Annotated in this window: 26 protein-coding genes; 13 read left to right on the top strand and 13 right to left on the bottom strand. The window is 72.3% G+C overall.

Going from position 1 to position 26,935, the window contains the following annotated elements:
• Positions 1 to 146: 146 nt before the first annotated feature.
• From AC0KTA_RS30930 to AC0KTA_RS30910, 5 genes are all read right to left on the bottom strand, one after another.
• The gene (locus AC0KTA_RS30930; RefSeq protein WP_481051498.1) at positions 147 to 758 is read right to left on the bottom strand and encodes a cytochrome b/b6 domain-containing protein; all 612 of its coding nucleotides are present in this window, start codon (positions 756 to 758) and stop codon (positions 147 to 149) included.
• Positions 742 to 1,485, bottom strand: a complete 744-nt coding sequence (locus tag AC0KTA_RS30925) for a molybdopterin-dependent oxidoreductase (protein ID WP_481051497.1) — start codon at positions 1,483 to 1,485, stop codon at positions 742 to 744. Before AC0KTA_RS30925 ends, AC0KTA_RS30930 begins: the two co-directional genes overlap by 17 nt.
• A 97-nt stretch (positions 1,486 to 1,582) precedes the next feature.
• Complete coding sequence (locus AC0KTA_RS30920) at positions 1,583 to 3,187, bottom strand: APC family permease (RefSeq protein ID WP_481056627.1); 1,605 nt, start codon at positions 3,185 to 3,187, stop codon at positions 1,583 to 1,585.
• 130 nt (positions 3,188 to 3,317) lie between these two features.
• Positions 3,318 to 4,283, bottom strand: coding sequence for a hypothetical protein (locus AC0KTA_RS30915; protein ID WP_481051496.1), 966 nt, complete (start codon positions 4,281 to 4,283; stop codon positions 3,318 to 3,320).
• 251 nt (positions 4,284 to 4,534) lie between these two features.
• Positions 4,535 to 6,190: an FAD-binding dehydrogenase gene (locus AC0KTA_RS30910; RefSeq protein ID WP_481051495.1), complete on the bottom strand. Its 1,656-nt coding sequence runs from the start codon at positions 6,188 to 6,190 to the stop codon at positions 4,535 to 4,537.
• Positions 6,191 to 7,136: 946 nt separating this feature from the next.
• On the opposite strand from AC0KTA_RS30910, the gene AC0KTA_RS30905 reads away from it, so the two are divergent.
• The 3 genes from AC0KTA_RS30905 to AC0KTA_RS30895 all read left to right on the top strand — a co-directional run bounded on the left by AC0KTA_RS30905 (position 7,137) and on the right by AC0KTA_RS30895 (position 8,465).
• Positions 7,137 to 7,691, top strand: a complete 555-nt coding sequence (locus AC0KTA_RS30905; protein ID WP_481051494.1) for an NUDIX hydrolase — start codon at positions 7,137 to 7,139, stop codon at positions 7,689 to 7,691.
• A gap of 16 nt (positions 7,692 to 7,707) precedes the next feature.
• Complete coding sequence (locus tag AC0KTA_RS30900) at positions 7,708 to 8,100, top strand: YidH family protein (protein ID WP_481051493.1); 393 nt, start codon at positions 7,708 to 7,710, stop codon at positions 8,098 to 8,100.
• Between the two features lie 62 nt (positions 8,101 to 8,162).
• Positions 8,163 to 8,465 (top strand): DUF202 domain-containing protein, encoded by a 303-nt coding sequence (locus AC0KTA_RS30895; RefSeq protein WP_481051492.1) that lies wholly within the window; start codon positions 8,163 to 8,165, stop codon positions 8,463 to 8,465.
• Positions 8,466 to 8,490: 25 nt separating this feature from the next.
• On the opposite strand, the gene AC0KTA_RS30890 is transcribed toward AC0KTA_RS30895, so the two are convergent.
• Positions 8,491 to 9,438: an NADP-dependent oxidoreductase gene (locus AC0KTA_RS30890; RefSeq protein WP_481051491.1), complete on the bottom strand. Its 948-nt coding sequence runs from the start codon at positions 9,436 to 9,438 to the stop codon at positions 8,491 to 8,493.
• Between the two features lie 144 nt (positions 9,439 to 9,582).
• Here AC0KTA_RS30890 and AC0KTA_RS30885 point away from each other — a divergent pair, with 144 nt between their 5' ends.
• The 3 genes from AC0KTA_RS30885 (at position 9,583) to AC0KTA_RS30875 (ending at position 12,406) form a co-directional block, all read left to right on the top strand.
• Positions 9,583 to 9,879 (top strand): hypothetical protein, encoded by a 297-nt coding sequence (locus AC0KTA_RS30885; RefSeq protein WP_481051490.1) that lies wholly within the window; start codon positions 9,583 to 9,585, stop codon positions 9,877 to 9,879.
• A gap of 253 nt (positions 9,880 to 10,132) precedes the next feature.
• On the top strand, positions 10,133 to 11,176 hold the full coding sequence (locus tag AC0KTA_RS30880; RefSeq protein WP_481051489.1) for a phosphotransferase family protein: 1,044 nt from the start codon (positions 10,133 to 10,135) through the stop codon (positions 11,174 to 11,176).
• 15 nt (positions 11,177 to 11,191) lie between these two features.
• Complete coding sequence (locus AC0KTA_RS30875; protein ID WP_481051488.1) at positions 11,192 to 12,406, top strand: acyl-CoA dehydrogenase family protein; 1,215 nt, start codon at positions 11,192 to 11,194, stop codon at positions 12,404 to 12,406.
• A gap of 53 nt (positions 12,407 to 12,459) precedes the next feature.
• Here the strand turns inward: AC0KTA_RS30875 and AC0KTA_RS30870 are convergent, their stop codons facing one another.
• Complete coding sequence (locus tag AC0KTA_RS30870) at positions 12,460 to 13,053, bottom strand: TetR/AcrR family transcriptional regulator (protein ID WP_481056626.1); 594 nt, start codon at positions 13,051 to 13,053, stop codon at positions 12,460 to 12,462.
• A 182-nt stretch (positions 13,054 to 13,235) separates the two neighbouring features.
• Positions 13,236 to 14,000, bottom strand: coding sequence for an SDR family oxidoreductase (locus AC0KTA_RS30865; RefSeq protein ID WP_481051487.1), 765 nt, complete (start codon positions 13,998 to 14,000; stop codon positions 13,236 to 13,238).
• A gap of 221 nt (positions 14,001 to 14,221) precedes the next feature.
• On the opposite strand from AC0KTA_RS30865, the gene AC0KTA_RS30860 reads away from it, so the two are divergent.
• A complete protein-coding gene (locus AC0KTA_RS30860) occupies positions 14,222 to 15,547 on the top strand; it encodes an erythromycin esterase family protein (protein ID WP_481051486.1) in 1,326 nt (441 codons plus the stop codon).
• A 22-nt stretch (positions 15,548 to 15,569) separates the two neighbouring features.
• On the opposite strand, the gene AC0KTA_RS30855 is transcribed toward AC0KTA_RS30860, so the two are convergent.
• Positions 15,570 to 16,598, bottom strand: coding sequence for a LysR family transcriptional regulator (locus tag AC0KTA_RS30855; protein WP_481051485.1), 1,029 nt, complete (start codon positions 16,596 to 16,598; stop codon positions 15,570 to 15,572).
• A 191-nt stretch (positions 16,599 to 16,789) separates the two neighbouring features.
• Between AC0KTA_RS30855 and AC0KTA_RS30850 the strand changes: the two genes are divergently transcribed.
• Positions 16,790 to 17,413: a hypothetical protein gene (locus AC0KTA_RS30850; RefSeq protein WP_481051484.1), complete on the top strand. Its 624-nt coding sequence runs from the start codon at positions 16,790 to 16,792 to the stop codon at positions 17,411 to 17,413.
• 120 nt (positions 17,414 to 17,533) lie between these two features.
• A complete protein-coding gene (locus AC0KTA_RS30845; protein WP_481051483.1) occupies positions 17,534 to 18,826 on the top strand; it encodes a serine-threonine protein kinase in 1,293 nt (430 codons plus the stop codon).
• A 52-nt stretch (positions 18,827 to 18,878) separates the two neighbouring features.
• On the opposite strand, the gene AC0KTA_RS30840 is transcribed toward AC0KTA_RS30845, so the two are convergent.
• On the bottom strand, positions 18,879 to 21,773 hold the full coding sequence (locus AC0KTA_RS30840; protein WP_481051482.1) for a penicillin acylase family protein: 2,895 nt from the start codon (positions 21,771 to 21,773) through the stop codon (positions 18,879 to 18,881).
• 235 nt (positions 21,774 to 22,008) lie between these two features.
• Between AC0KTA_RS30840 and AC0KTA_RS30835 the strand changes: the two genes are divergently transcribed.
• Positions 22,009 to 22,617, top strand: coding sequence for a hypothetical protein (locus AC0KTA_RS30835; RefSeq protein ID WP_481051481.1), 609 nt, complete (start codon positions 22,009 to 22,011; stop codon positions 22,615 to 22,617).
• Between the two features lie 18 nt (positions 22,618 to 22,635).
• On the opposite strand, the gene AC0KTA_RS30830 is transcribed toward AC0KTA_RS30835, so the two are convergent.
• The gene (locus AC0KTA_RS30830; RefSeq protein WP_481051480.1) at positions 22,636 to 23,154 is read right to left on the bottom strand and encodes a hypothetical protein; all 519 of its coding nucleotides are present in this window, start codon (positions 23,152 to 23,154) and stop codon (positions 22,636 to 22,638) included.
• A gap of 30 nt (positions 23,155 to 23,184) precedes the next feature.
• Here AC0KTA_RS30830 and AC0KTA_RS30825 point away from each other — a divergent pair, with 30 nt between their 5' ends.
• Both AC0KTA_RS30825 and AC0KTA_RS30820 read left to right on the top strand, forming a co-directional pair.
• Entirely contained in the window at positions 23,185 to 23,910 is a 726-nt protein-coding gene (locus AC0KTA_RS30825; RefSeq protein WP_481051479.1) for a 3-keto-5-aminohexanoate cleavage protein, read from the top strand.
• 129 nt (positions 23,911 to 24,039) lie between these two features.
• Complete coding sequence (locus AC0KTA_RS30820) at positions 24,040 to 25,107, top strand: RNA ligase (ATP) (RefSeq protein WP_481051478.1); 1,068 nt, start codon at positions 24,040 to 24,042, stop codon at positions 25,105 to 25,107.
• Positions 25,108 to 25,226: 119 nt separating this feature from the next.
• Here the strand turns inward: AC0KTA_RS30820 and soxR are convergent, their stop codons facing one another.
• Positions 25,227 to 25,685 carry a redox-sensitive transcriptional activator SoxR gene (gene soxR / locus AC0KTA_RS30815; RefSeq protein ID WP_481051477.1) on the bottom strand — a complete coding sequence of 153 codons (459 nt, stop codon included), beginning with the start codon at positions 25,683 to 25,685 and terminating at the stop codon, positions 25,227 to 25,229.
• Positions 25,686 to 25,781: 96 nt separating this feature from the next.
• Here soxR and AC0KTA_RS30810 point away from each other — a divergent pair, with 96 nt between their 5' ends.
• Positions 25,782 to 26,246: a MaoC family dehydratase gene (locus AC0KTA_RS30810; RefSeq protein WP_481051476.1), complete on the top strand. Its 465-nt coding sequence runs from the start codon at positions 25,782 to 25,784 to the stop codon at positions 26,244 to 26,246.
• 28 nt (positions 26,247 to 26,274) lie between these two features.
• Here the strand turns inward: AC0KTA_RS30810 and AC0KTA_RS30805 are convergent, their stop codons facing one another.
• Positions 26,275 to 26,904, bottom strand: a complete 630-nt coding sequence (locus AC0KTA_RS30805) for a TetR/AcrR family transcriptional regulator (RefSeq protein ID WP_481051475.1) — start codon at positions 26,902 to 26,904, stop codon at positions 26,275 to 26,277.
• Positions 26,905 to 26,935 lie beyond the last annotated feature (31 nt).

The following is a 26,935-nucleotide window of genomic DNA, read 5'->3' as shown; positions in this document are numbered from 1 at the left end:
CCTACGGCCGGGTGGGTTGGCTGATGTGCCGACTGCGTGCCGTAGGGGTGGATAGGGCGGGTGGGTGGGGAAATAGCCCCTCCGGCGTTTGAGGAGCGGGGGTCTGGGGGCGGAGCCCCCAGTTACGGAGCCCCCGGCGGGGGCCACTACCGCCGCCACAGCGGATGCTCCCGCTCCGCCCACCCCGGGTCCACCGACCCGCTCCGCATGCCGCGCCGCGCCTCCGGGTCCCGCAGGGCCAGGGCGACATGGCCGAGCAGCGCGACGCCGAGCGCGAGCGCGAGCCAGTCGTGGACGAAGGTCGAGCTCGTGCGCCAGAGGAGCGGGAAGAGATCGGTCCGCCACATCACAAGCCCCGTACCGAGCATGACCAGCACCGCCCCGCCGACCCACGCGGCATACACCTTCTGCCCGGCGTTGAACTTCCCCGCCCAGCGCGCCTTCCGGCGCGGACCGCGGCGGCGGACGGCGGCCAGCCAGCGCCGGTCGTGCGCGCCGTAGCGGTTCAGGAGCCGCAGGTCCGCGCGGAAGGCGCGGGAGGCCAGCCCGGCCAGGAACGGCACGGGCAGCAGCAGCCCGGACCACTGGTGCACGTCCACCACGAGGGCCCGGCGGCCGACGAGTTCGGCGAGCTGGGGCACGTACAGACACGCGGCACTCAGCACGCACACCGTCATCAGCCAGGCGGTACTCCGGTGCACCCACCGCTCGCCCGCGCTGAAGCGCGGCACCCGCCCGGGCTCAGGCGGTCGGGTCATCGCTGCGCCCGTTCGACCGGCCGACCCAGGCGTCCACGTCGTACCCCTTGCGTTCCCAGTAGCCGGGCTCGACCCGGGCGGTGAGTTCGATGCCGGACAGCCATTTCGCGGACTTGTAGAAGTACATCGGTGCCACGTAGAGGCGGGCGGGGCCGCCGTGGGCGTGGTTCAGGTCCTTGCCCTGCATGCGCAGGGCCACCAACACGTCGCCCCTGCGGGCCTGTTCGAGGGTGAGGCTCTCGCTGTACGTCCCGTCGAAGCAGGTGAAGCGGACGGCTCGGGCCTCCGGGCGCACCCCGGCGGCGTCCAGGAGGCGGGAGAGCCGGACGCCTTCGAAGGGGGTGTCCGGCACTCGCCAGCCCGTCACGCACTGCACGTCCCGGACGATCCGCGTCTGCGGGCGGGCGCGCAGCTCGGCGAGGGTGTACGTGGCGGGGCGGTCGACGAGGCCAGTGACCGTCAGGCGGTAGGAGGAGGCGTTCTTGCGGGGTACGGAGGAGGCGACCGAGTAGTAGCGGAAGCCGCCGCCGTTGGGCAGGAGCCGGGTGAGGCCGGTGGGGTCCTTGTCGGACGCGGCGCCCAGGAACGCTTCGAGGCCGCGCTGGAGCGGGGGCGCCGCGGCCACGCCGAGGGCGCCGAGCGCGAGGGTGCCGAGGACCAGACGGCGGCCCACGGGGGCACCGTCCGCCTCCGGCTGGGCCGTGGGGTCCCGCTCATCGGTCGTCACACGTCGATTCGAGCACCCGCGAGGGCGGGGGGCCAGGGCCCGCGGGTGTCCGTCAGCGGTTCGTCATACGTGCTGTCGGCAGACGACGGGAGCCCGCTCAGGCCCCCCGCCCCGCGTCCTCCGCCGCCTTCTCCAGCTGGAACGCCTCGTTGCCGAGCCCGATGCGCGCGTGCGCCGCCGGGCGGGCCGACTTCAGATACGCCCCATAGGCGAGGCCGACGACCGCCGCGACGCCTATGATGCCCGGGAGCACCCAGCTCAGCGAGGAACCGGGGCCCGCGCCGACGAGGACGTCGAAGTCCTTGACGGTGTAGCCCGCGATGGCGAGCAGCGCGGCCGCGGCGAGCGCGGACGCCGTGATCCGCCAGGCCTGGGCGCGCGCGGCGCCGCGCCGGACGAAGAAGACGATGACGGCGACGGACGCGGTGGCCATCAGGAGCAGCACGCCGAGGGCGCCGACGTTGCCGCCCCAGGTGAACAGGTGCAGGACGGGCGCGGTCGGGTCGCCGGCCGGGGCGTCGTCCGTGACGGCGAATCCGATCACGACGACGACGGACACCACGGTCTGGAGCAGCGAGCCCGTGCCGGGCGCGCCGCTCGCGCTGTTGGTGCGGCCGAACGCGGCGGGCAGCAGGCCCTCGCGGCCCATGGCGAAGGCGTAGCGGGCGACGACGTTGTGGAAGCTCAGCAGGGCCGCGAACATGCCGGTCACGAACAGGACGTGGAGGACGTCGGTGAAGGTGCCGCCGAGGCGGGACTCGGTGAGGCCGAACAGCAGGCCCGCGCTCTGCTCCTGGGCGGCGGGCACGATGCCGGAGGGCCCGGCGGCGACGGTCAGGGCCCAGGAGCTGAGGGCGAAGAAGACGGCGACGAAGCCCACGGCGAAGAACATCACGCGCGCGACCACGACATGGGGGCGGCTGGTCTCCTCCGCGTACACGGGCGCCTGCTCGAAGCCGGTGAAGGCCGCTATGCAGAAGCACAGCGAGGTGGCGACGCCCGCGCCGGTGAGCGTGTCGGGGTTGAAGGCGTGCAGCGACAGGCCCTCCTTCGCCGGGTCGGCGACGGCGGCGATGTCGAAGATGACGACGAGCGCCACCTCGATGAGCAGCAGGACGCCGAGCAGGCGCGCGTTGAGGTCGATCTTCAGCCAGCCGAGGACGCCGACGATCGCGACGGTCACGAGCGCGGGGATCCACCAGCCGACGGTGACGTCGAAGTACTTGGCGAGCAGCCCGGACACCTCGAAGCCGAGCATGCCGAACAGGCCCGCCTGGAGGGCGCTGTAGGCCACGAGCGCGACGGCGGAGGCGCCCGCGCCCGCGGTGCCGCCGAGGCCGCGCGAGATGTAGGCGTAGAAGGCACCGGCGTTGTGGACGTGCCGGCTCATCTCCGCGTAGCCGAAGCTGAACAGGGCCAGGACGACGCCGAGGATGAGGAAGAGCAGGGGCTGTCCGACGACGCCCATCACGCCGTACGTGGTGGGCATGACGCCGGCGACGACCATGAGCGGTCCGGTGGCGGCAAGCACGGACAGCAGCAGGCCCGCGGTGCCGAGGCGCCCGGCGCGCAGGGCCCGTTCCTGGCCCACGTAGGTGTTGATGCCGCCCTGATGCGGGACGGTCCTGCCGCGGGATCCCGTGCCGGCCCCGCCCGCGCTGGTCGCACTCGTTGCACTGCTCCTTGAACTGCCCGTCGCCATGGCGCGGTTGTCCTTTCCGCCCATAGTGGGCCGTTGGTCGTGCGTCTCGCGTGACAGATGGTGCGTCGTGCGTTTCACGTGCCCGTGGTGCGGAGTCCCGGTGGGGGCGGAGTCCCGGTGGTGCGCGGGGTCAGGCCGTGCCGAGTGCCGTGCCGCGCGCGGCGAAGTAGGCCTGGTGCGGATCGCGGTCCGGATACGACCAGGGGACTTCGGTCGCGTACCGGCCGATGCGGTGGAACAGCGCGGCGGCCTCGGCCGCCCGGCCCTCGCAGTAGGTGGCGTGCGCGAGGAAGTTGAGGTCGACGAAGCCGCGCGGGTGCACCGACTCGTGCGGCATCTCCCACTCCAGCCACCAGTCGAAGGACGCCTTCATCACCTGCCGGGCGCGGCGGCTCACCCAGTGCCCGGAGACGACCGGGTCCTTGTTCTCGCTGCCCGCGGTGGCGAGCACGCGGTAGCGCTCGGCGTGCGCGACGACCGGAAGCACGGCCAACGGCGAGTGGTCGGGGGCCTGTTCGGCGGCCCAGGACGCGAAGTCGTACACCTCGTGCAGCGGGTCCTGGCCGGCGCCGGGCCGCCGTTCGGCGAGCCTGGCGACCATCAGGTGGTGGGCGTGGTGGTGTTCGGGATGCCGGTGCCGCACTTCGTCGAAGAGGCGTACGACGTCCTCCTCGTGGCCGAGCGAGCGCTCCAGGAGCAGCAGCGCGAGCAACGGGGTGGGGTCGGCGGGGACCAGCGCGGCCGCCTCGCGGCAGGCCGCGCGGGCCTTCTCGGAGCGTTCCTTGCCGCGCAGCGCGCGGTGCACGGCGGCGTGGGCGAGCAGGACGGCGGCGTCGGCGCTCTCCGGTTCCGCGAGCCGCCAGTCGCGGGCCCAGGCGGTGGTGGAGGGCTCGCGCGCGAGGACGTCGACGCGGTGGCCCCTGCGGTCCCAGTCGTCGCCGGTGGCGGCGAGCAGCGCGCGTACCTCGGTCCAGCGCCCCTGCGTCAACGCCGCGCGGGCGGCGACGAGTTCGACGTCGTCGAGGGCGGCGTCGAAGGTGTGCGCGGCCTTCTTCTTCCGGGAGCGGCCGAGCGGCGGGGGCGGAGGTGGAGACACCGCAGAATGTCCTCCCCGACGCGTTGGGCGAGCGTGTGATCACGCACAGCCAACCGGCAGGCCGCACTCCGCGTCAAGGTCTCGTTACCGTCGACCCCGCACAGGACCCCTTACGCGCGGCCAACTTGACGCTATCCCGCTCCTTCACGGCCGACTTGGTGCCATCCGACCGACTCACGGCCGACTTAAGGCTGTCCGGCCGACTCACGGCCGACTTGACGCCGTCCGGCCCGCCCACGGCCGACTTGGCGCTATCCGACCGACTTCGCCGCCGCCCGTCCGGCCGCGCGCCCCGAGAACAGGCAGCCGCCGAGGAACGTCCCCTCCAGCGAGCGGTAGCCGTGCACTCCCCCGCCGCCGAATCCGGCGGCCTCCCCCGCGGCGTACACGCCCGGCAGCGGATCGCCGCCCTCCTGGAGCACCCGCGAGGACAGGTCGGTCTCCAGGCCGCCAAGTGTCTTACGGGTGAGGATGTTGAGGCGTACGGCGATGAGCGGGCCGGCCTTGGGGTCCAGGATCGGGTGCGGCGGCACGGTCCGGGCGAGCCGGTCGCCGACGAACTTCCGTGCTCCGCGGATGGCGTTGACCTGGAGGTCCTTGGTGTACGGATTGACGATCTCGCGGTCGCGGGCGGCGAGGGTGCGGTGCAGGGCGGCCTCGTCGATGAGGGGTTCCTTGGTGAGCGCGTTCATGCCGCGCACCAGCGCGCCGAGGTCCCGCTCGACGACGAAGTCGACGCCGTGGTCCATGAACGCCCTGACCGGGCCCGGCACGTCGGCCCGGGCCCGCTCGACGACCCCGCGCACCGACTTGCCGGTCAGGTCGGGGTTCTGCTCGGAGCCGGAGAGCGTGAACTCCTTGCCGATGATGCGCTGGTTGAGCACGAACCACGTGTAGTCGTACCCGGTGTGCATGATGTGGCTCAGCGTGCCGAGCGTGTCGAAGCCCGGGAACAGCGGTACGGGCAGGCGGTTGCCGCGGGCGTCCAGCCACAGCGAGGACGGTCCCGGCAGGATGCGGATGCCGTGCTTGTCCCAGATCGGGGCCCAGTTCTCGATGCCCTCCGTGTAGTGCCACATGCGGTCGCGGTTGATCAGGTGGCCGCCCGCGCGTTCGGCGATGCCGAGCATCAGGCCGTCCACGTGCGCGGGCACGCCCGAGATCATCTTCTCCGGCGGGCTGCCGAGGCGCTTCGGCCAGTTGGCGCGTACGAGGTCGTGGTTGCCGCCGATGCCGCCGGAGGTGACGATCACGGCCTGGGCGCGGAGCTCGAACGTGCCGGTCACGTCGCGGTTGCTCGCCTTGCCGCGCTCGATGCCGGACGGCGCCAGGACCTCGCCGGTCACGGTGTCGACGGTGCCGCCGGTGCGGGACAGGCCGGTGACCCGGTGGCGGAACTTGAACTGCACCAGGCCGCGGGCCGCGCCCGCCTGGACGCGGCGGACGAACGGGGCGAGGAGGCCGGGGCCCGTGCCCCACGTGATGTGGAAGCGGGGTACGGAGTTGCCGTGGCCCTGGGCGTCGTAGCCGCCGCGCTCGGCCCAGCCGACGATCGGGAAGAAGCGGACGCCCTGGGCGTGCAGCCAGGCGCGCTTCTCGCCCGCCGCGAAGTCCACGTACGCCTCCGCCCACTTGCGGGGCCAGTGGTCCTCCTCGCGGTCGAAGCCGGCCGTGCCCAGCCAGTCCTGCAGCGCCAGTTCCCTGTGGTCCTTGATGCGCATGCGGCGCTGCTCCGGGGAGCCGACGAAGAACAGGCCGCCGAAGGACCAGTGGGCCTGGCCGCCCAGGGACTGCTCCGGCTCCTGGTCGACCAGGATCACCCTGCGGCCGGCGTCGACGAGCTCGGCGGTCGCCGTGAGCCCGGCGAGGCCCGCCCCGATCACGATCACGTCTGCGTCGTAGGCCATGGGGCGCTCCTCTGGGTGTGTGCGGCTGCCGCGGGGTGGGTTACCGGTGAGTCAGATCCTGGTTTCGGCGGGGGGCGGAGTCAACCGTCGGGGGTGGATCGGTCGTGGCCCTGCCGGGGGCTCCCCAGTCCCACCCCTTCCCGAAACCAGGGGCTGCCGCCCCCGGACCCCCGCTGTCGGCCTGAACGGCCTCGTCCTCAATCGCCGGACGGGCTGGGGGTGGGGTGGGGGTCCCGGGGCGGGTGGGGCAGACCCCCACCGGGGTGGGGGTTCCGGGTGGGTGGGACAGGCCCTCGCTGGGGTGGGGGTTCCGGGTGGGACAGGCCCCTGCCGGGGTGGGGGTCACGGGCGGGCGGGACGGACCCCTGCCGGGGTGGGAGTTCCGTGCGGGTGGGACAGGCCCCTGACCGGGTGGGGGTTCCGGGCGGGTGGGACGCGCCCCCGCCGGAGTGGGAGTTCCGTGCGCGTGGGACGCGCCGCCGCCGATCGCCGCTTCGCGGCTCGTCCTCAATCGCCGGACGGGCTGAAAATGTGCCGGGGCGGGCTGGAATGTCGCCGGGCGGGCCGGAGGATTGCCGTTCGGACCGGAGGGGTTGTCGTACGGGATGGTGGGCTGCCATACGGGCCGGAGGAGTTGCCCTACGGGCTTGGAGGGTTGCCGTACGGGGTGGTGGACTACGGGCCGGAGGGATTGCCCCACGGGCTGATGGGTTGCCCTTCGGGCTGGAGGGTTGCCGTACGGGGTGGTGGGTGCCGTGCGGGGTGGTGGGTTGGCTGGTGTGCCGACTGCGGGGCGTTGGACTGGGTGGGGCGGGTGGGTTGGCTGGTGTGCCGACTGCGGGGCGTTGGACTGGGTGGGGCGGGTGGGTGGGGAGATAGCCTCTCCGGCGTTTGAGGAGCGGGGGTTCGGGGGCGGAGCCCCCGTGGCGTGAGGTTGGATGGGGGGATGAGTACGGAGGGGCCCGCCGATCCGGCGGACGAGGTGCTGGTCGTGGTCGACCAGGACGACAACGTCGTGGGCGCGGCACCGCGCGGCGAGGTATACGCCCGCGGCCTGCGCCACCGCTGCGTGTTCATCGAGGCAAGAAACGCCCAGGGGCGAGTCTTCGTGCACCGCCGCACCCCGACCAAGCTGGTCTTCCCGTCGCTGTACGACATGTTCGTCGGCGGCGTCGTCGCGGCAGGCGAGTCGTACGACGACGCGGCGCTGCGCGAGGCCCAGGAGGAACTCGGCGTCACCGGCCTCCCCCGCCCCGTCCCCCTGTTCAAGTTCCTGTACGACGACGGGGCGGGCCGCACCTGGTGGTCGTCCGTGTACGAGGTGCGCTGCACGACCCCGGTCAGCCCGCAGCCCGAGGAGGTCGCCTGGCACGACTTCCTCACGGACGAGGAACTGGCCCGGCGGGCCGGCGAGTGGGAGTGGGTGCCGGACGGCCTCGACGCGTACGAGCGGCTGCGGGCGTTCCGGGCCACCGGCCAAGAGCCGAGAACTGAGAGCTGAGAACTATCGTGCAACGGTGAGCACCTTCGTACAGAGCCTCCGGCTGTGGTTCGCCCCCGAGCGGATCCGGCAGGAGGGCGACACCCCCGACTACCGCTTCTCGCTCGCCAACGAACGCACCTTCCTCGCCTGGCTGCGCACCGCCCTCGCGCTGATCGGCGGCGGCTTCGCCGTGGACCAGTTCCTGCCCGACCTGCGCTGGGGCGTACGCGTCGGCCTCGCGCTCGCGCTGCTCGCCGCCGGGGTGCTCTGCTCGCTGCGCGCGGTCAACCACTGGGTGCGCTGCGAGCGGGCCATGCGGCGCGGCGAGGACCTGCCCGCGTCCCGCTTCCCCGCCCTGCTCGGCGCGGTGGTGGCCGTGGTCGCGCTCGCCATGGTGGTGATCGTGGTGTTCGGGTGGGAGGGGTGAGGGGCCGCGCCGCGGACACGCCCGGGGCGGGCGGGGGTGACGGCGCCGGGACCCAGGCGCCCGTGCCCCGGGACCCGGGGCTCCAGCCGGAACGTACGCGCCTCGCGTGGCGGCGTACGACACTGGCCTGCACGGTGGCCGCAGTGCTCGGCGCGCGGTCCGCGCTGTACGACGGCGCCTCCGCGGCGGACGTCGTCGCATGCGCCCTGTGCCTGCTGCTGTGGCTGGGTTTCCTGGCCGTCGCGCACCGCAGGATGACGGCCCTGACGACGGCACGCCCGCACGCGATCGGCCCGCGCACCGCCGCGGCGGCGGCCCTGTGCACGACAGCGCTCGCGGTGTGCGCGATGACAGTGATCTTCTAGCGGGCCTCGCCCGGGGCGGTCCCGCTCAGTTCCCCCCGTCCTCCCCCCAGTCCACCGTCACCACGATCTTCCCGCGCGTACGCCCCTCCTCGCTCAGCCGGTGGGCCTCCGCCGCGCGTTCCAGAGGGAAGACATCCTGGACGTTGACGGTGAGGACGTCCTGTTCGGCCAGTTCGGTGAGGCGGTTGAGGTCGGCGGCGTCGGGGCGTACGAAGCAGTACTCGCCGCCGAGGCCGATGACGGAGCCGTCCGCGACGGAGGCGAGGCGGCCGCCGGGGGCGAGGAGGTCCGCGGAGACGCGGAGCGTCTCGCCGCCGACCGTGTCGAAGGCGGCGTCGACGCCCTCGGGGGCGAGGGCGTGCACGCGCCCGGCGAGACCCTCCCCGTACGCGACCGGCTCGGCGCCGAGCTCGCGCAGATAGTCGTGGTTGCGCTCGCTCGCGGTGCCGATGACGCGGGCGCCCGCGTGCCGGGCGAGCTGCACGGCGAACGAGCCGACGCCGCCCGCGGCGGCGTGCACGAGCACGACGTCGCCCTCGGTGACGGCCAGCGCCCGGTGGAGCACCTGGTACGCGGTGAGCCCGGCCAGCGGCAGCCCCGCGGCCTCCTCGAAGGTCAGATTGCGCGGCTTGCGGGCGAGCGTGCGCACGGGGGCCGCCACGTACTCGGCGAAGGTGCCGCGCGAGAGGAAGTCCTCCCGTACATAGCCGATGACCTCGTCGCCGACGGCGAATTCCGGCACGGCGGCCCCCGGCTGCACCACCACGCCCGCCACGTCCCAGCCCGGGATCACCGGGAAGGCGGCGTCGAGGATCGCGTCGAGGTGCCCCTCGCGGCACTTGTGGTCGACGGGGTTGACGGCCGCGGCCCGCACCTTCACCAGGACGGTGTCGGGGCCGACCTTCGGGTCGCGCACATCGCCGTACTCGAGGACCTCGGGCCCGCCGTACGCGTGGTAGCTGATCGCTTTCATCGGGTCGCCTCACGGAGTCATGGAAGTATGCGAAACGCTTTCACAACGGGATTAAACAGGCATCGAGTACTAGCCTGAGAGAGTCACCCGGCACGGCCGGGGAGAGACCACCCGCAGAGCGACCCCGCACAGAAGGTGTCCGTCATGACCACGCTTCACCAGGAACACCCGGCCCACGACCACACCCACGGCCCGGCCTGCGGGCACACCGAGGTCCCGCACGGCGACCACGTCGACTACGCGCACGACGGCCATCTGCACCGCGCGCACAGCGACCACTACGACGAGTGCGAGCCGAGCACGCACGTCGCCCACGAGGGCCACGAGCACCGGCACGGCGAGGGCTGCGGGCACCCGGCCGTGACGCACGGCGACCACCTGGACTACGTCCACGACGGCCACCGGCACGCCGAGCACGACGGCCACTGGGACGACCACTGAGCCCTGCCCCCGCGGGGGCAGCCCCGCATCCAACCCCCCAGAGGCGCCCGGTCACCCCTTCCCCGGCCGGGCGCCCACTCATGTGCGCACCCGCGCCCGGCGCCCCCCGGCGGCCGGGCGCGCCGCGATCCTGATCACGTTCGGGGCGGGCCCCCTGGACGACATACCGACTGGTCGGCATCATGAACGCCAGCGCGTTGCATCACCGTCCGCAGTCCGTCGTCCGCCGTTCACGATCAGGAGCGATTCGCCCATGAGCCCAGACCGTCCCGCCGGCCCGCCCGGCCTCGACCTCGACCGGCTGCGCGGCCACCTCGACCGCGAACGCCCGGGCCTGCTGGGATCCGGGCCGCTCACGGCCCGGCTGATCGAGGGCGGCCGGTCGAACCTCACGTACGCCGTCTCGGACGGCACCGGGCGCTGGGTGGTGCGCCGCCCGCCGCTCGGCCACGTCCTCGCCACCGCGCACGACATGAAGCGCGAGCACCGGGTCATCAGCGCCCTGCACCCCACCGACGTGCCGGTGCCGCGGCCGGTGCTGCTGTGCGAGGACGAGGAGGTGCTCGGCGCACCCTTCTACGTGATGGAGTTCGTGGAGGGCACGCCCTACCGCACGGCCGAGCAGCTCGCGCCGCTCGGCCCTGAGCGCACCCGCGCGGTGGTGCTCGGTCTGGTCGACACGCTCGTCGACCTGCACGCCGTGGACCCGGAGTCGGTCGGGCTCGGGGACTTCGGCCGGCCCGAGGGGTTCCTGGACCGCCAACTGCGGCGCTGGGGCAAGCAGTTGGCCGCCTCGCGCGGGCGCGAGCTCGCGGGCGTCGAGGAGCTCCACGCGGCCCTCGGCCGGGCGCTGCCCACCTCGCCCGCGGCCACCGTGGTGCACGGCGACTACCGCCTCGACAACGTCCTCGTCGACTCCGTGGACGGGGCCGACCGCATCACGGCCATCCTCGACTGGGAGATGTCCACGCTCGGCGACCCGCTCACCGACCTGGGCCTGCTCGTCATGTACAGCGTGCGCCTGGAGGTGCCCGACTCCCCCGTCAGCACCACGGCGGGCGCGCCCGGCCATCCGGACCCCGCCGAGCTGATCGAGCGGTACGCGGCCCGCTCGGGCCGGGACGTCTCCGCCATCTCCTGGTACACCGCGTTCGCGTGGTTCAAGCTCGCCGTGATCCTGGAGGGCATCCACTACCGCTACACGCTCGGCCAGACCCTCGGCGCGGGCTTCGACCGCATCGGCGAGCTGGTGCCCGTCTTCATCGAGCACGGCCTGACCACCCTGAACGAAGGCTGAGAGGACCCGGACACCATGGACTTCGCCTACGACACCCGCACCGAGGAACTGCGCGCCAGGCTGCTCGCCTTCATGGACGAGCACGTCCGGCCGGCCGAGCGCGTGGCCGAGGAGCAGCGCGCCGCGCTCGCCTCGCCGTGGGACACGCCCGCCGTGGTCGGCGAGCTCAAGGCCGAGGCCCGCCGCCAGGGCCTGTGGAACCTCTTCCTGCCCGACGCCGAGTACGGGGCGGGCCTGACCAACCTCCAGTACGCGCCGCTCGCCGAAATCACCGGCCGCAGCCCGCAGTTGGTGCCGACCGCCCTCAACTGCGCGGCGCCGGACACCGGCAACATGGAGGTGCTGGCCCAGTTCGGCACCGACGAGCAGAAGAAGCAGTGGCTGGAGCCGCTGCTCGCGGGCGAGATCCGCTCGGCGTTCGCCATGACGGAGCCCGAGGTGGCCTCGTCGGACGCCACGAACATCACCACGCGCATCCGGCGCGAAGGCGACGAGTACGTCATCTCCGGGCGCAAGTGGTACATCTCCGGGGCGATGAACCCCGACTGCAAGATCTTCATCGTGATGGGCAAGACCGACCCGGACGGGCCCGACATCCGCCGCCAGCAGTCGATGGTGCTGGTCCCGCGCGACACCCCCGGCGTCGAAGTGCGCCGCGCCATGCGGGTGTACGGGTACGAGGACCACTACCACGGCGGCCACGCGGAGGTGGTCTTCGACGAGGCGCGGGTGCCCGCGTCGAACCTCGTCGGGGAGGAGGGCGGCGGCTTCGCCATCGCCCAGGCGCGGCTCGGGCCCGGGCGCATCCACCACTGCATGCGGCTCATCGGCATGGCCGAGCGGGCCATCGAGCTGATGTGCCGCCGGGCCGTGGAGCGCACCGCCTTCGGCAAGCCGCTCGCCCAGCAGGGCGTGGTGCAGGAGTGGGTCGCGGACGCGCGGGTCGCCGTCGAGCAGGTGCGGCTGCTCGTCCTCAAGACGGCCTGGCTCATGGACACCGTGGGCAACAAGGGGGCGCACACCGAGATTCAGGCCATCAAGATCGCCACCCCCCGGACCGTCGTGGACATCCTCGACCGGGCCGTCCAGCTCCATGGCGCGGGCGGCGTGAGCCAGGACTTCCCGCTGGCGGAGTTGTGGGCGGCGGCCCGCACCCTGCGGCTGGCCGACGGGCCCGACGAGGTGCACCAGCGGTCGCTGGCGCGGCGGGAACTGAAGAAGTACGTCTGACGGTGCGCGTGGGGGGTGCCCGCCGTGGTGGCGGGCACCCCTCCCCACGACGCCTAGGGCCGCAACGCCCTCAGCAGCAAGTCCGCCAGGTGGTCCGCGACCTGCTGCGGGGTCAGGGGGCCGTCGGGGCGGTACCACGTCGACAGGTGGTGGACCGAGCCGAAGTGGTAGTCCACGACCAGGTCGGCCGGGGTCGCCGTGGAGAAGACGCCGGACTCCTGGCCCTCCTCGATCAGCGCCCGGAACCGCTCGTGGTAGCGCCGCCGCTCCGCCCGCACCTGCTTGTGCTTCTCGGGGCTGAGGTGGTGCATCGAGCGGAAGAAGATCGCGGCGTCGTCGAGGTTCGCGATGGTGGTGACGACGACGTCGGCGGCGGCGTCCCGCAGCCGCCGCTCCACTGGCGCGTCCGCGTCGGCGAACGCGTCGAGGCGCTCCTGCTGGACGCGCAGCATCCGCGCGTACACCTCGTGCAGCAGGTCGTCCTTGGACCCGAAGTAGTGGTACAGCGCGCCCTTGGTGACGCCGGCCGCCTCGACGATCTCCTGCACGGACGTGCGGTCGTAGCCGCGGTCGGCGAAGAGCCGGGTGGCGGCGGCGAGCAGCCTCTGCGGGACGGGCGTACCGTCACCGTCCGTCGTTCTGGCCACTGCCGCCACCTGCCTTCCGTTCATGGTCCTCGGTCTTCTTCATGAGTGCCTGCCGACGAGTACTCGTTCGCCGAGTGCTCATTCATGGGCGAGAACGCAGTTCCCGCCGGAGGATCTTCCCACTCGCGGTCTTCGGCAGCTCCGCGAGGACCTCCACCGCTCGGGGGAAGGCGTGCACTCGTTCACCGCCCGGACGCCTCCCACTTCTGCTGGATGTGGTTCATGCCGGTGAGCCACTTGTCCGGTGTCGCGGCCCGCGCCTGGTAGTACGCGGCGACGTCCGGGTGCGGCAGGATCAGGAAGCGGTCCTCGGCCATGCCGGCGAACAGCGCCTCGGCGACGTCCTCGGGCTCGATGGCGGTGGGCGCGAGGACGAGTTCGCCCGCCGAGCCCGCGGCGGTGAGCATGTCCGTGCGCACGCCCTGCGGGCAGATCGCGTGCACCTTGAGGCCGCGGTGACGGTACGTCAGCGACAGCCACTCGGCGAAGGCGTACGCCCCGTGCTTGGTGACGCTGTACGGCGCGGCGCCGACCATCGTGAGCAGCCCGGCCGCGGACACCGTCGACACGAACCGGCCCTCGCCCCGCTCCAGCCAGCCGGGCACGAGCGCGTGTGCGGCCCGCACGTGCGCCATCACGTTGACGTCCCAGGCGTCGGCCCACACCCGCTCGTCCGCGGCCTCGGTGCCGCCGGACGCCAGGCCCGCGTTGGCGCAGTACACGTCGACGGTGCCGTCGAGCGCGGCGAGGGCGTCGGCGACGACCGCCGAGGCGTCCCCCGGCACGGCGACGCCGCCCACCTCGTCGGCCACGGCCTCCGCTCTGGCGGCGTCCAGGTCGTTGACGACGACGCGCGCCCCGGCCGCGGCGAAGCGGCGGGCCAGCGCGGCCCCTATCCCGCTCCCGGCACCGGTGACGACGACTCCCTTGCCCTGCAGGCTCTCCACGGGCGGTCTCCTTCGGCCTCGAACACGCTGCGGTCGATGTCGCTCTGGGCGATCACACTCCACGGCAGACTAACCGGTCGGTATGTCGGGCGGAAGGGGGCACCCGGCCGCGTGGTGGGGCCAGCCCCACCCCAGGTCGGGGAGTCTTCCGGATGGCCCGGGCATGCCGTCGTCCGGGATCGTGATCTTCCGTGAGGGCACACGATCCCAGGAGGACGAACATGGCACGGACCGCTCCCTTGCGGGCCTCGTTGGTACTGGTCACCGCGGTCGGGGCGGGGTCGCTGATCGCCCCGGCGGCCGCCCAGGCGGCGCCGCGCGCGGACGACCCGGTGCGGGCTATCGAGAGCGCCGCGCACCCGCTGCGCGCCACCGGGCCCGGCGGCTCGACGAAGGATCTGCGCCCGCTCGGCCGGATGGTGGGCGACGCCAAGGTCGTCGGCCTGGGCGAGGCCACCCACGGCACGCACGAGTTCTTCACCATGAAGGACCGGCTGTTCCGCTACCTGGTGGAGGAGAAGGGCTTCAGGACCTTCGCCCTGGAGGTGAGCTGGACGACCGGGCTGCGCTTCGACGCCTATGTGCGCGGCGGCCCGGGGGACGTGCGCGAGCTGGCCCGCAAGGAGCTGTCGAAGACCCCCTGGTACAACGAGGAGTACATCAAGCTGCTCACCTGGATGCGCCAGTACAACGAACGGCACCCCGACCGTCAGGTGCGCTTCCTCGGCAACGACCTCAACAACCCGGAGATGGGCAGCGAGCTGTTCGACGCCGTGACCGACCACGTGCGCCGGCACAAGCCCGAACTGCTCGGCCGCATCAAGGCGTTGTACGCGCCGCTGCGCAAGGTGACCGACGGCGACACCCACATGGGCCTGCCCCTGGCCGAGCGCAAACGGCTCGCGAAGCAGGCCAGGACGGCGTACGAACTCGTGAAGGGCCTCCAGCCGGAGCGCAAGGGCACGAAGTTCGCCCGGGTGCTCCAGGACGCCCGCTCCGTCATGCAGACCGCGGACATCTACGCCTTCGACACCGACACGCCCGAAGGCGTGAGCGGCGCGATGCTGTACCGCGACCGGATCATGGCGGAGAACACGGCGTGGTGGCAGCGGCAGACCGGCCACAAGGTGCTCGCGTCGGCGCACAACGCCCACGTCGGGTACGAGTCGCGCGACGCGAACTACCCGAAGATGCAGGGCGCCTTCCTGCGGGACACCTTCGGGCCGAAGTACCGGAGCATCGGGTTCACCTTCCACCAGGGCTCGTTCATGGCGACGGGCACCCAGGACCAGAACTGGAAGCCCCGGACCGTGGGCGCGGCCGGGCGCGGCATGAACGAGCACACCCTCGACAAGGTGTCGTACGACGACTACTACGTGGACACCCGGAACGCGCCCGCCGCCGCCCGGAAGTGGCTGGACAAGGCGCGCCCCACGCGCAGCATCGGCACCGCCTACCCCGACGGCCCGTACCCGGTCCGGCTCGGGGCCACGCACGACATCCTCATCCACCTGCACAAGACCACGGCCGCCCACCGGCCCAAGTGACGGGAGCCGGTGGCCCGGCCGGTCAACGGCTGAGCCACCAGCGCTCGTTGTCCTTCGCCAGGGCGTCCCACAGCAGGTTCAGCGGATGGCTCGCGCCGTACGAGGCACGGTCGCCGCGCCGGGTGAAGACGCCGACGAGGACCTCGGTGCGCGGGCCGACGTCGCCGATCACATCGAGCCTGCGCAGGCCGCCGGCCTCGGGGAGGCTGCCGGACTCGGCGGCCTCCGCGATGCCGCGGGTGACCAGCATCGCCCCGCTGACCAGGCCGGAGCGCAGCAGCTCGAAGCCGTAGTGCGCGGCCTCGATCTCGGCGGCGATGGTCATCACCTTGCGGAAGTCGGCGCCGTACCAGGCGGTGAGGAAGCGGGCGATGAGGCCGCCCGCGGAGACCACCAGGGGCAGGCCCGGCAGCTCGCTGGCGTTGACGGTGCCGGCGGAGGGCCCCGGCAGTTTCTCCGGCGGCAGGTTCGTCAGGATCGACAGGCCGCTGCGGCGCCACTCCACGATCTCGTACGGATCCAGCTCGTCCTCCTGCCCCTCGGTGACGACGATGCTGCCGCACACCAGGTCCAGCTCCTTGGACTGCAGGCGGGCGAAGAGGTCGCCGGTGCGCACGTGCGTGACCTTCAGGTCGACGCCGCGGCGTTCGTAGGCGTCGCTGACGCGCTCCACGGCGTCCAGGAGAAAGCCCAGCGTGTAGCGGGTCGAGCCGACCGAGAGGGTGCGCCCGAGGCGGCGGCGCGCGTCGTTGATGCCGTCCGACCAGGCGGACAGCGTGCTACGCGCCAGCTCGACCAGATGCTCGCCGGTGGCGGTGAACAGGACGTCCTTGCCGCGGCCCCGCTTGAGCACCAGCGCCTCACCGCACAGCGCGCCGAACGTGCGGTTCATCGTGTCCAGTTGCTTCTGCACGCTGGACTGCTCGCGGCCGAGCTGGCGCGCGGCGGCGAGCGCCGTGCCGGTCTCGTGCACGGCGAGCAGCGTCCGTAGCTGATCCATGGTGGTGTCCAGCAGCTCCGCGGGGTACTGCGTGGGACCTGTTAAGGCCATGCTGACTTACTCTCTCCAACTCCCTTTGAGTTTTCCGGCATTGCAGCATAGCCGCCGCGGAAACTGATCCACGGATCACCCGAAATTATCTGGGGATTTCTTCCAGAAAATACTGGCTGCGTTCGAGGTACCCATGGAAAGGTCGAGCCAATCCCGCTCGAACCACCATCTCTGCAAGGAGAGTTGTACCCGTGAGTCATTACCAGGCCGCGCCCGCGCCGCCGGTCGGTCCCCGCAGCGCGGCCCGCGCGTCCCGCGCGGCCCGGCGGCCAGGCTCCCTCACCGCTCTGGTCTGGACCTCTGTCATTTCTATGGTGTCCGCCGTCATCGGTGCGGTACTCGTCTTCGCCGGCGGCAATGACATGGCCGACGAGAACATCAGGGATGTCATCGACGACCACCCGGATGTCGTCGGACTCCCGTCGAATACGACAGCGGCCGACATCAAGACGCTGTCCGGACCCATCTGGGACGAGCTCGTCAGTGACCGCGCCGGCACCCTCTCGGCCCGCGCCGGATTCGCCATTTTCACCGCTGTCTGCGTGCTCATATTCACGCTCTGCGTCCGCAAGAACGCGGCCACTTGGGCGCGCGTGCTCATTACCATTTCGGGCGTCGTCGCACTGTTCCCCCATATCCTCATCTTGGGTGACTACGAACCCGAAACCGTCATGGCGTGCAGCTTCGTGGCGCTGCTCGCGACGCTGGTGGCGATCGTGCTCTGCTGGCTGCCGCCGACCAACCGTTACGCCCGCGAACGCAAGGCGCCGCAGGCGCCGCACATGCCGCAGCCGCAGGCCCCGCAGGTCTACTGACGGCGCCCGCCCCGCAGACGCACGCGTGAGCCGGTGCCGCCGCCCGGGGGACGGCACCGGCTCACGCGTGTTCCGGCGCGACGTCTTCTCAGCGTGCCCGGCCGGCAGGACGATGCGGTCGTGCAGCCCTACTGGGAATTGACCTTCGACGCCGGCGGGGACGTCGACGCCGCGCAGCGTGACCGGCTCCTCTCCGGAGCGGAGACCGAACGCGTCACCGACCTGCTGGTGTTCGCGCACGGCTGGAACAACGACCAGCGGATGGCCCGGAGCCTGTACCGGCGCTTCTTCGAGCCGTTCGACCGGCTCGCGGGCCCCGGCGTGCGCCTCGGCTACACCGGGATCCTGTGGCCCGCGATCCGCTTCCCCGACGAGCCGATCCCCGACTTCGAACCCTCCGCGGGCCCTCCCCCGGCCGGTGCCGGCGCACCGCCCCCCACCGTCGATCCGGCGCTCGACGAGCCCACCCGCCACCTCCTGGAGGTGGTCTTCCCCGGCGCGGCGAACGCCGCACGCCTCGACCGGCTCGCCCACCTGCTCCGGGAGCGCGCCGAAGTCCGCTCGCGCCTGGACGAGTTCGCGCGGCACGTCCGCGACCTCGTGGCCGTGCGCGAGTCGAGCCCGGCCCACGAGTTCGGCGACGACCTCGGCGCGGGCGAGCCCGCCATGCTCACCGACGACGCCGTCGAGGTCTGCGAGGTGTTCCTCGCCGCGCTGGCGGACACCGGCGGCCTGGAGTTCCTCGACGGCGTACGCGGCCGGCTGTGGAACGGTGCGAAGGAGCTGCTGCGGCAGGCCGCCTACTACGCGATGAAGCGCCGCGCCGGTGCCATCGGCCAGTTGGGCCTCGGCGCCACTCTCGGTCTGCTCGCCCGCGACGTGCCGGACATCCGCGTGCATCTCGTCGGGCACAGCTTCGGCGCCCGCCTGGTGTCGTACGGGCTGCGCGGCATGCCCGCCGGGGTGCGCTGCGTGAAGTCCACGACGCTCCTCCAAGGGGCCTTCTCGCACTACGCGTTCAGCGCCCGGCTGCCGCACGACCGCTCGCGCGGCGGCGCGCTGAACGGGGTGCAGCGGCGCGTCGACGGCCCGCTGATGTGCTGCTTCTCACGCCACGACGACGCGCTCGGCAAGTTCTATCCGCTCGCCTCCAAGCTCGCCGGGGACTCCTCGAGCTTCCTCGGCCTGTGGGAGCGGTGGGGCGCCCTCGGATTCGACGGGATCAAGGCCGTCGACGGGGCGCGGCGGGTGAAGCTGGGCGAGGCGCTGCCGGCCCGCGGGTGCGTGAGCGTGGACGCGGCCGCCGTGGTGCGGCGGGGCGGCCCGCCCGACGGCGCGCACAGCGACATCTGCCACGAGGAACTGGCACGCGCCGTGTGCGCCGCGGGACGGATCGCCCGCGCCGCCCGGTGACGGCGCGGGCGTTCACCCACCGCTGACGTGGGCGTTCACCCGCGCCTCCCGCTCACCGATGCCGCGGGAACTCCACGACCTGCTGGTACGTCGGCCGGTTCTGCCACTGCACGGCCCGGTGCGTGATGCCGCCGAGCGCGCGGTGGATCACGGCGTCCGCGCACCACTGCTCGCCCGCCTTGCAGCTGGCGTCACCGGGATAGACCTCTGATGCCGGTGTGGCGACGGCCTGGCCCAGGGTCTTCAGGAGCGCGTCCCGGCAGGCGTCGAGCTTGCCGTCGCCGCAGTACGCGGCCTTCGTCCAGCCCTCCACCGGCTGCCCGAGCACGGTCCGCAGGTCCTTGTCCGCGTAGCCCCACCAGCCGTACTGGAAGGCCGACCCGGCGTGCGCCCCGGTCGGTCCGTGCCCGGCCGACGGCGACTCGTCCACGCCGAGCTGCGCCGTCAGCGCCCCGTAGAGATCCGTCCCGAGCCCGGGCTTGAACGCGGCCTCGACGAGCCGCGGCCACCAGGCGTCCATGACGCGTACGGCGTCGGGGTGCGCGTAGGCGTGCGAGCCCTGCGCGGTCTCCTTGCGCTGCGCCCCCGCCTTCCGCCAGGCCTCCAACTGCTGGACGGCCTTGGCGAGTTGCGGGTCGTCGATCGGCTTGCTGCGCACCACCTTCAGGAGTTCCGGCAGGACCTGTTCGCCGCGCAGGTCGGTGACGGCGGCCTCCGCCATGGCCTGCGTGAGGGAGGAGCGGGTGACGCCGCCCTCCTCGACGAGCTTCTTCACCCGGTCGTCGAGCAGGTCACCGCGGTGCACGGCACCCATGCCGAAGCCGGCGGCGCTGAAGTCCTTCGCCTGCTTGTTGTTCCAGGAGATGTAGTAGTCCTGGTTCACGGAGTTCGGGTGCTCGGCGGGCGGCGTCTGCGCCGAGGTGTTGTCCTTCGGGTCGAAGTCCCGCCATTCGTAGGCCTCTTGGGCCTTGACGGGGAAGGACGGGTCGATGTCCTTGGCGCGCTCGGGGTTGGCGCCGCTGTTGTAGTACGCGACGTCGCGCGAGTCGGCGTAGAACCAGTTGAAGGCGTAGGAGATGTGCTGGGCCGCCTTCTTGAACGACGCGGCGTCCTTGACGTACGAGGGATCGTTGAGCATCTGGAAGCCGATGATCGAGTCGGCCTCGTGCCGGTAGGTGGAGCGCAGCGAGACGTACGCGACGGGCTTGCCGTCGATGGTGGCCCGGTGCGTGACGATGCCGTAGTTCGTGCGGAAGACCTGCATGCGGTAGGAGCCTGCCGGGGTGGAGTCCGCGACCGTGGGCTTCCAGGCGTTCTTGCGCTCCAGCTTCTCCATCGGGGTGCAGGTGCCGCGGTACAGGTAGTGGGTCGCGTCCTTGCCCGGGGTCCCGCCGCCGGGCGCGCACAGCTCGACGGCGTACGTGTCCGTGATGTCCTGGCCCGCGGACGTCGCCGACCACGCGTAGTCCTGGCCGCGGCCGAGCTGGACGTACATGCCGACGCCGGCGAAGGAGACGCCGCGCGCGCTGATGCCCGGGCCCTGGAGCTCCTGCTGCATCAGGAGCTGCGGCGCGAAGTAGCCGGTCTGCGGCCCGAAGACGGCGACGGGGTGGCCGCTCGCGGTGTGCTTGCCGGACACCACCAAGGCGTTCGACATGCCCTTCTTGTTGGCGGGGTTGCCCGCGCCGGGGGTGCCGGGCGCGCCGCCGAACAGGTCGGCGGGCAGCACGCCGTCGTCGAACATGCCCTGCAGCGGCTTGAGCTTCTTCGGCGCCTTCACCGGGTCCTTCGGCAGCTTCGCCAGGTCTTTGGCTGTCGCTGCCTTGGAAGTCGCCGCCTTGGCCGTCGCGACCGCGCCGCCCTCGCGGTCGTACACAAGCTGCTCGCGCTGTACGGACCCGGCGTCGGGGAGGGCGGTGCCGCGCGCCTTCTCGGGCTTGCCCGCGTAGGGGAAGCTGCTGCCGTCGTGGAGGGTCTGCACGGTCTCGGGGTCGTTGCGGCTGCGGAAGGTCTCCCAGACCTCGGTGCCCTTCTCGACGCCGTACTTCTGCTGCGCCGCGAGCAGGGAGAGCGCGGACTCGACCTCTCCCCCGCCGCCGTTGCCGAACAGGCCGCCGACCACGGAGGCGAGGGCGATCATGTCGGTGACCTTGAAGGGCTGGATCTCGCCGACGTTCGTGACCGCGTCGATCTTGCCGGTGAGGACGTACTCGCCGGGGAAGTAGCGGCCGTTCTTGGACTTCTCGCGGTAGGCGTTGAGGCCGTCGACGTAGGCCTGCGCGTCCTCCATCGCCCGCTGCCCGCGCTCGCCCTGCGTCGACTTGATGTAGTCGATCTGCCGCTGGAGGTCCTGCTCGGTGTACGGGGCCTGCGGCCAGAACTGCTGCTCCAGGCCCTGGTTGGCCGGGGCGCCGCCCGCGAACGAGGTCAGCTCGCCGCGGCCGATGTGCCGGAACAGATCGATGAGCCACAGCCGGTCCTGCCCGGCGGCGAAGCCCGCGCCGAACTCGGTGCCGTAGCGGGTGGTGCCCTGGATGTGCGGGATGCCGTACTTCTTGTCACGGGTGATCGTGACGTCGTCGCGGGGCTTGGTCACGGAGGCGACCTGGTCGGGCTCGACACCGAAGGAGGCGTCGTTGAAGAACTCGGTGAGCTTGTCGTCGGTGAGCGAGGGATAGCCGGACGACAGCGCGTCGTAGGGGCCCAACTGGTCGTCGGCGTGCGGGGGCTGGGTGCCGAGGAGGCGGTGGCTGAGGATCTCGGCGAGGGTGGCGTTGCCGTTCGCGCCGGGCGGCAGGATGTCCGCGCAGTTGTCGCCGCAGTAGTCGGTGACGGGCGGGGGCTCGGCCGCGGCGGCGCCGGGTCCTGGCGCGAGCAGCAGAGAGGCCCCGAGGACCAGGGCCGCTGACGTGGTGAGGGTTCTGAGCCGTGCGATGCGTCGTCGCATAGGTGCTCCTCCGGAAGGCCGTCGCGGCGGAGGTTACTGTCGGGTTGCCGAACCTGAAAGATGAACAACCGTCGCTTTTTCACAACCACCACATGCATCTCCGCTGACCTGCGGGGAACCCGCTGATGGGAAGCCATCGAAAATCGGATGGCACCAAAACGTGAGCCGATACGTCTACTCGATGCCCCTTGGGTCCAAGGCGACGTCCGAGAACGTGTGACGGAGGTGCAGGGCGATGGCCGGATTCCGGAGTCTCGCGAGACAGGTGCGCGACCCTCACAGCGATCTGGCACTGCGGCGGTACTCACTGCGCAAGTGCCTGGAGAGATTCGCCCCTTATGGCCACCGGGCGACCTGGGACCACCTGTGCTCCCGTGCGGGTTTCGGTCCCGAGGACCGCTCGCCCGACCCGGCGCGGCTCGTGGCCGCGCTCGACGAACTGGAGGCGGCCCGCGCCGTGTGGCTCGCCTACGAGGAGAGCTTCGCGCGGCGCCGCCGCAAGGAGAAGCACGACGGGCTCCGCCGCCCCGGCAGCGACGACGACTGGCACCGCTGCACCTGGGGCGGCTGCGGGGTCGTCTGGTGCGACGACCCCGGCGTGCACCCGTCCGCGCCGCTCGCCGACGTGCTGCGCAAACTCATCACCGCGCTGGAGCGAGAGCCGGGCGCCGCCTGCCCCGTGTGCGGCGACACGGCCCTCGAGTGGCGCTACGGCCTGGCGCACGAACCCTCGTCGGGCCCCGTCTGCACGAGCTGCGGCATCGTGGTCCCCGCCCCCGTCCTCACACCCGAGGCGGTGCGGCGGACGCGGATGCGGCCGTCGCGTGCGCTTGTCTCGGCGTGAGGTGGGTGCCCGGCCTCATCAGGGCCTGACGACGTCCGTCTGTATGGCCAGCTTCAGCTCGGCCATGATCAGCGGCGCGGCGATCTTCACGTCGCCGGGCCCGCGCGCGGATATCTTCAGGCCCACCGGGGTCCCCGGGTGCACGAACATCTGCCAGGTGTACGAGCGGTACTGCCCGCCGCGGGTGGGGACGGTGTCGGTGGTGGCCGTGGAGTCGTAGCCCGTCGACAGGTTCAGCGGATCGCGCACGAAGCGCGAGCGGTACTCCGTCGGCCGGCCGTCCGGCTCCCAGAAGACCAGCGCCGTCAGCGTGCCCCACCCGTCGTGGCTCGGCCAGACAAGACCCGAGCGGGCGTCGGGGAACTTCGACGGGCTGGTGCCGCCGTGCGCCGGGTCGTGCATCTTCCAGGGGTCGTACGCCTCCTCGCCCACGGTGTACGGGAAGCGCACGAGGTGGTACCCGTCGCGGTCGTACGTGATCTTCTGGCGTCCGCTGTTCGCGGCTTCCCATTTCAGCGAACAGATGGCGATGCTCATCCGGTGCCTCCCCCGTGCTGTGATGGACCGATGCAGGTATGTCTGAACGGTGCCCGGGGCGCGGACGACGGCGCGGCCGTGCCGCTGTCGCCCGGTGCCCTGGCGGCGTCGGCGGCCGAAGCGGTCGGCGCCGGCGCACTCGATGTTCATGTACACCCCAAGTCCCCTTGTGGGGAAGACTCCTTGGCGCCCCGCGTCGTCGCGGCCGCGCTGGAGGCGCTGCGCGCTGCCGTCGCCGTGCCCGTCGGGGTGACCACCGGCGCGTGGGCCGAACCCGACCCGGCGGCGCGGGTCGCGCGGGTGCGCGCGTGGACCGTGCTGCCCGACCACGCGTCGGTCAACTGGCACGAGCCGGGCGCGGAGGACGTGGCGCGGGCCCTCCTGGAGCGCGGTGTCGGCGTCGAGGCGGGCCTCTGGTCCGGCACGGACGGCGCCGAGCGGTTCGCGGCCTCGCCGCTCGGGCCGCGGGTGCTGCGGGTCCTCGCGGAGGTCACCGACCACGACGCGGCGACGGCCGAGGCGTCGGCCCGGGAGCTGCTCGCGCGGATCGGTGGCGCACACGGGCGTCCGGTGCTGCTGCACGGCGAGGAGGGCGGGGCGTGGCCGGTGCTCGCGCTGGCGGGGCGGCTCGGTCTCGCGCGGCGGATCGGCCTGGAGGACACGCTGGTGCTGCCGGGCGGGGAACGGGCGCGGTCCAACGCGGAGTTGGTGGCGGCGGCGCTGGGGCGGTGGCCGTCCCACGGCGGGCAGGCGTGACCGTACCAGACGGATATTCGGTGGTCAGCGCGTTTTCCCGACAGGACAGTTGGGGGCGATGAAACACGACTGAGCCATCACCGGGCTCCGCGCGGCGCACGCTGCGGAGCCGTCCCGAGGAGTACGAACATGTCGACGCTGCGCGTCACCGCCGAAGTGCTGACCGTCCACGAGCATCCCAACGCCGACGCCCTCGAACTGGCCCAGGTGGGCCTGTACCGGGCCGTCGTCGCGAAGGGCGCCTACCGCACCGGCGAGCGCGCCCTCTACATCCCGGAACAGGCCGTCCTGCCCGCCGGCTTGATCGACGAGCTGGGCCTGACCGGGCGCCTCGCGGGCGGGAACGCGGACCGGGTCAAGGCGGTGCGGCTGCGCGGCGAGCTGTCCCAGGGCATCGTGTGCCGGCCGCGCGCGCTCGCCGGAGTGGACCTGGCGCGGGCGGCGGCCGACGGCACGGACTTCGCGGAGCGGCTCGGCATCACCAAGTGGGTGCCGCCGATACCGCCCACCATGAACGGCGACGTGGAGTCCGCGCCCGACCTGCTGCCCTGGGTCGACATCGAGAACCTGCAGCGCTACCCCGACGTGTTCGCCCCCGGCGAGCCCGTCACCGTCACGGAGAAGCTGCACGGTTCCGCGTGCCTGATCACGTACGTCGCCGACGAGGACCGCGTGTACGTCTCCTCCAAGGGCTTCGGGTCCAAGTCCCTGGCCCTCAAGGAGAATCCGCTGAATCTGTACTGGCGTGCGGTCCGCGGCCACGACGTGCCCGGAGTGGCCGCGCGCCTCGCCGCCCGGCTGGGGGCGCGGCGCGTCGGTGTCTTCGGCGAGGTGTACGGCGCCGGGGTGCAGGATCTGCACTACGGCGCCGACGGCCGGCGCGACACCCTCGGCTACGCCGTGTTCGACGTCGCCGTCGAGGTGGACGGCGCCGTGCGCTGGCTGGACGCCGCGGACGTCCTGGCCGGTGAACTCCCCCTCGTGCCGCGGCTGTACGCCGGTCCGTACGACCCGGCCGCCGTCCTCGACCTGGCCTCCGGCCGGGAGACCGTGTCCGGCCGCGAACTCCACCTCCGCGAGGGCGTGGTCGTCCGGTCGGCACCCGAGCGGTACAGCCCCGTGACCGGCGGCCGGGCGATCGCGAAGGCGGTGAGCGGCGCGTATCTGACCCGGAAGGGCGGCACGGAGTACGAGTAGGCCGGGGTGCAGTACCGCGCCCCCAAGGGGCGCGGGGCTGTATCGACATGCGGCTCCGCCGCGGGGCGCGACCAGCCCCCACCGGCCCGAGGATTAGCACCGCGCATACAGCGAAGCGCTCAGCGACGTTCACCCATCAGGCGGGAGCCCACAATGCGGTCGCCGAAGACATCGTCGGGGTTGGAGAGGACACACGTCTGCAGGGAGAGACAACCGCAGCCGATGCAGTCGGTGAGATGGTCCCGCAGCCGCCCGAGCTGCTGAATGCGCTCGTCGAGCTCGGACCGCCAGGTCTCGGACAACCGCGCCCAGTCCTCCCGCGTCGGCGTCCGCCCCTCGGGCAGCTCGGCGAGCGCGTCATGAATCGTGGCGAGCGGAATCCCCACCCGCTGCGCGGCCCGGATGAACGCGACCCGGCGCAGCGTGTCGCGGTGGTACCGCCGCTGGTTGCCCGAGGTGCGCCGGCTGCTGATCAGCCCTTTGGCCTCGTAGAAATGCAGGGCGGACACCGCGGCGCCACTGCGCGCGGCGAGCTGTCCGACCGTGAGCTCGTGGATCTTCTCTGGGATCTGGGGCACTCCTCGAAGCCTACTGGCTGCTCCGTTGACAGCGGTCGGCGGCACCCAGCATGCTGAGCAAGCGCTTAGTACACCTACGTCCGGAAGGCCGGGGACATGGCAGAGCCGAGGATCTTCACGTCAGCCGACGAGCTGCGCGCCGCGGTGGGCGAGCAGCTCGGGTACAGCGACTGGCTGGAGATCGACCAGAAGCGGATCGACCTGTTCGCGGACGCCACCGGTGACCACCAGTGGATCCATGTCGACCCGGAGAAGGCGGCCGCGGGCCCGTTCGGGACGACCATCGCGCACGGCTATCTGACGCTGTCCCTGCTGCCCGCGTTCGTACCGCAGGTGATGCGGGTCGAGGGCATGAAGATGGGCCTCAACTACGGGACGAACAAGGTCCGTTTCCCCTCGCCGGTGCCCGTGGGCTCGCGGGTGCGCGCGACCGCCGTACTGACGGAGGTCGAGCCGACGAAGGACGACGGCGTCCAGGTGACGACGACCGTGACCGTGGAGCGCGAGGACGGCGGCAAGCCGGCCTGCGTGGCGGAGTCGGTGTCGCGCTACTACTTCTGAGGGCTCGCGCCCACGTCTGAGGCCTCGCCTACTTCTGCGGGCTCGCCCCCACCATCCGCAGCACGAGGTCGGCGTACAGCGCGCCGACCTCGTCCGGCGTCCGGCGCCCCGCGACGTTGAACCAGCGGGCGACGTCGATGCACAGGGACAGCACGGCGAGCGTCGTGCCGGGCACGTCGGGGACGTCGAACTCGCCCGCCCGCACCCCGTCGTTGATGATCTCGCGCACCGCGGCGTCGGACTGGCGGCGCAAGGCCACGATCTCGGTGCGGTGCTCGTCGCCGAGCGCGTCGAGTTCGTACTGCACGACGCGCGCGGTCATGTGGTGCCCGGCGTGCCAGCGGACGAAGGAGCGTACGGCGGCGGAGAGCCGCTCGGCCGCGGTGCCCTCGCCGTCGGCGGCCGTGCGCAGGATGGTGAGCGCCTTGTCGTGGCCCAGCCTGCTGATGCGGTGGAGGAGCTCTTCCTTCGTCTTGTAGTGGATGTAGAGCGCGGCCGGGCTCATGCCGGCGCGGCCCGCGATGTCCCGCGTCGTCGTGGCGTGATAGCCGCGCTCGGCGAAGGCCTCGACCGCCGCGACGAGCAGCCGCCTCGCCGCGTCGGGACTGACCTCGGCCCACGGCTGTTCCTCGCCGAGGGTCTCCTGCGCCGCACCCATGCGCGCTCCTTCCACCGTTCAGGACAGACAC

The sequence above is a fragment of the Streptomyces sp. Y309 genome, from assembly GCF_056712025.1.
The sequence above is the reverse complement of the archived record's forward strand: the minus strand, read 5'-3'. Positions and strand labels throughout refer to the sequence as shown.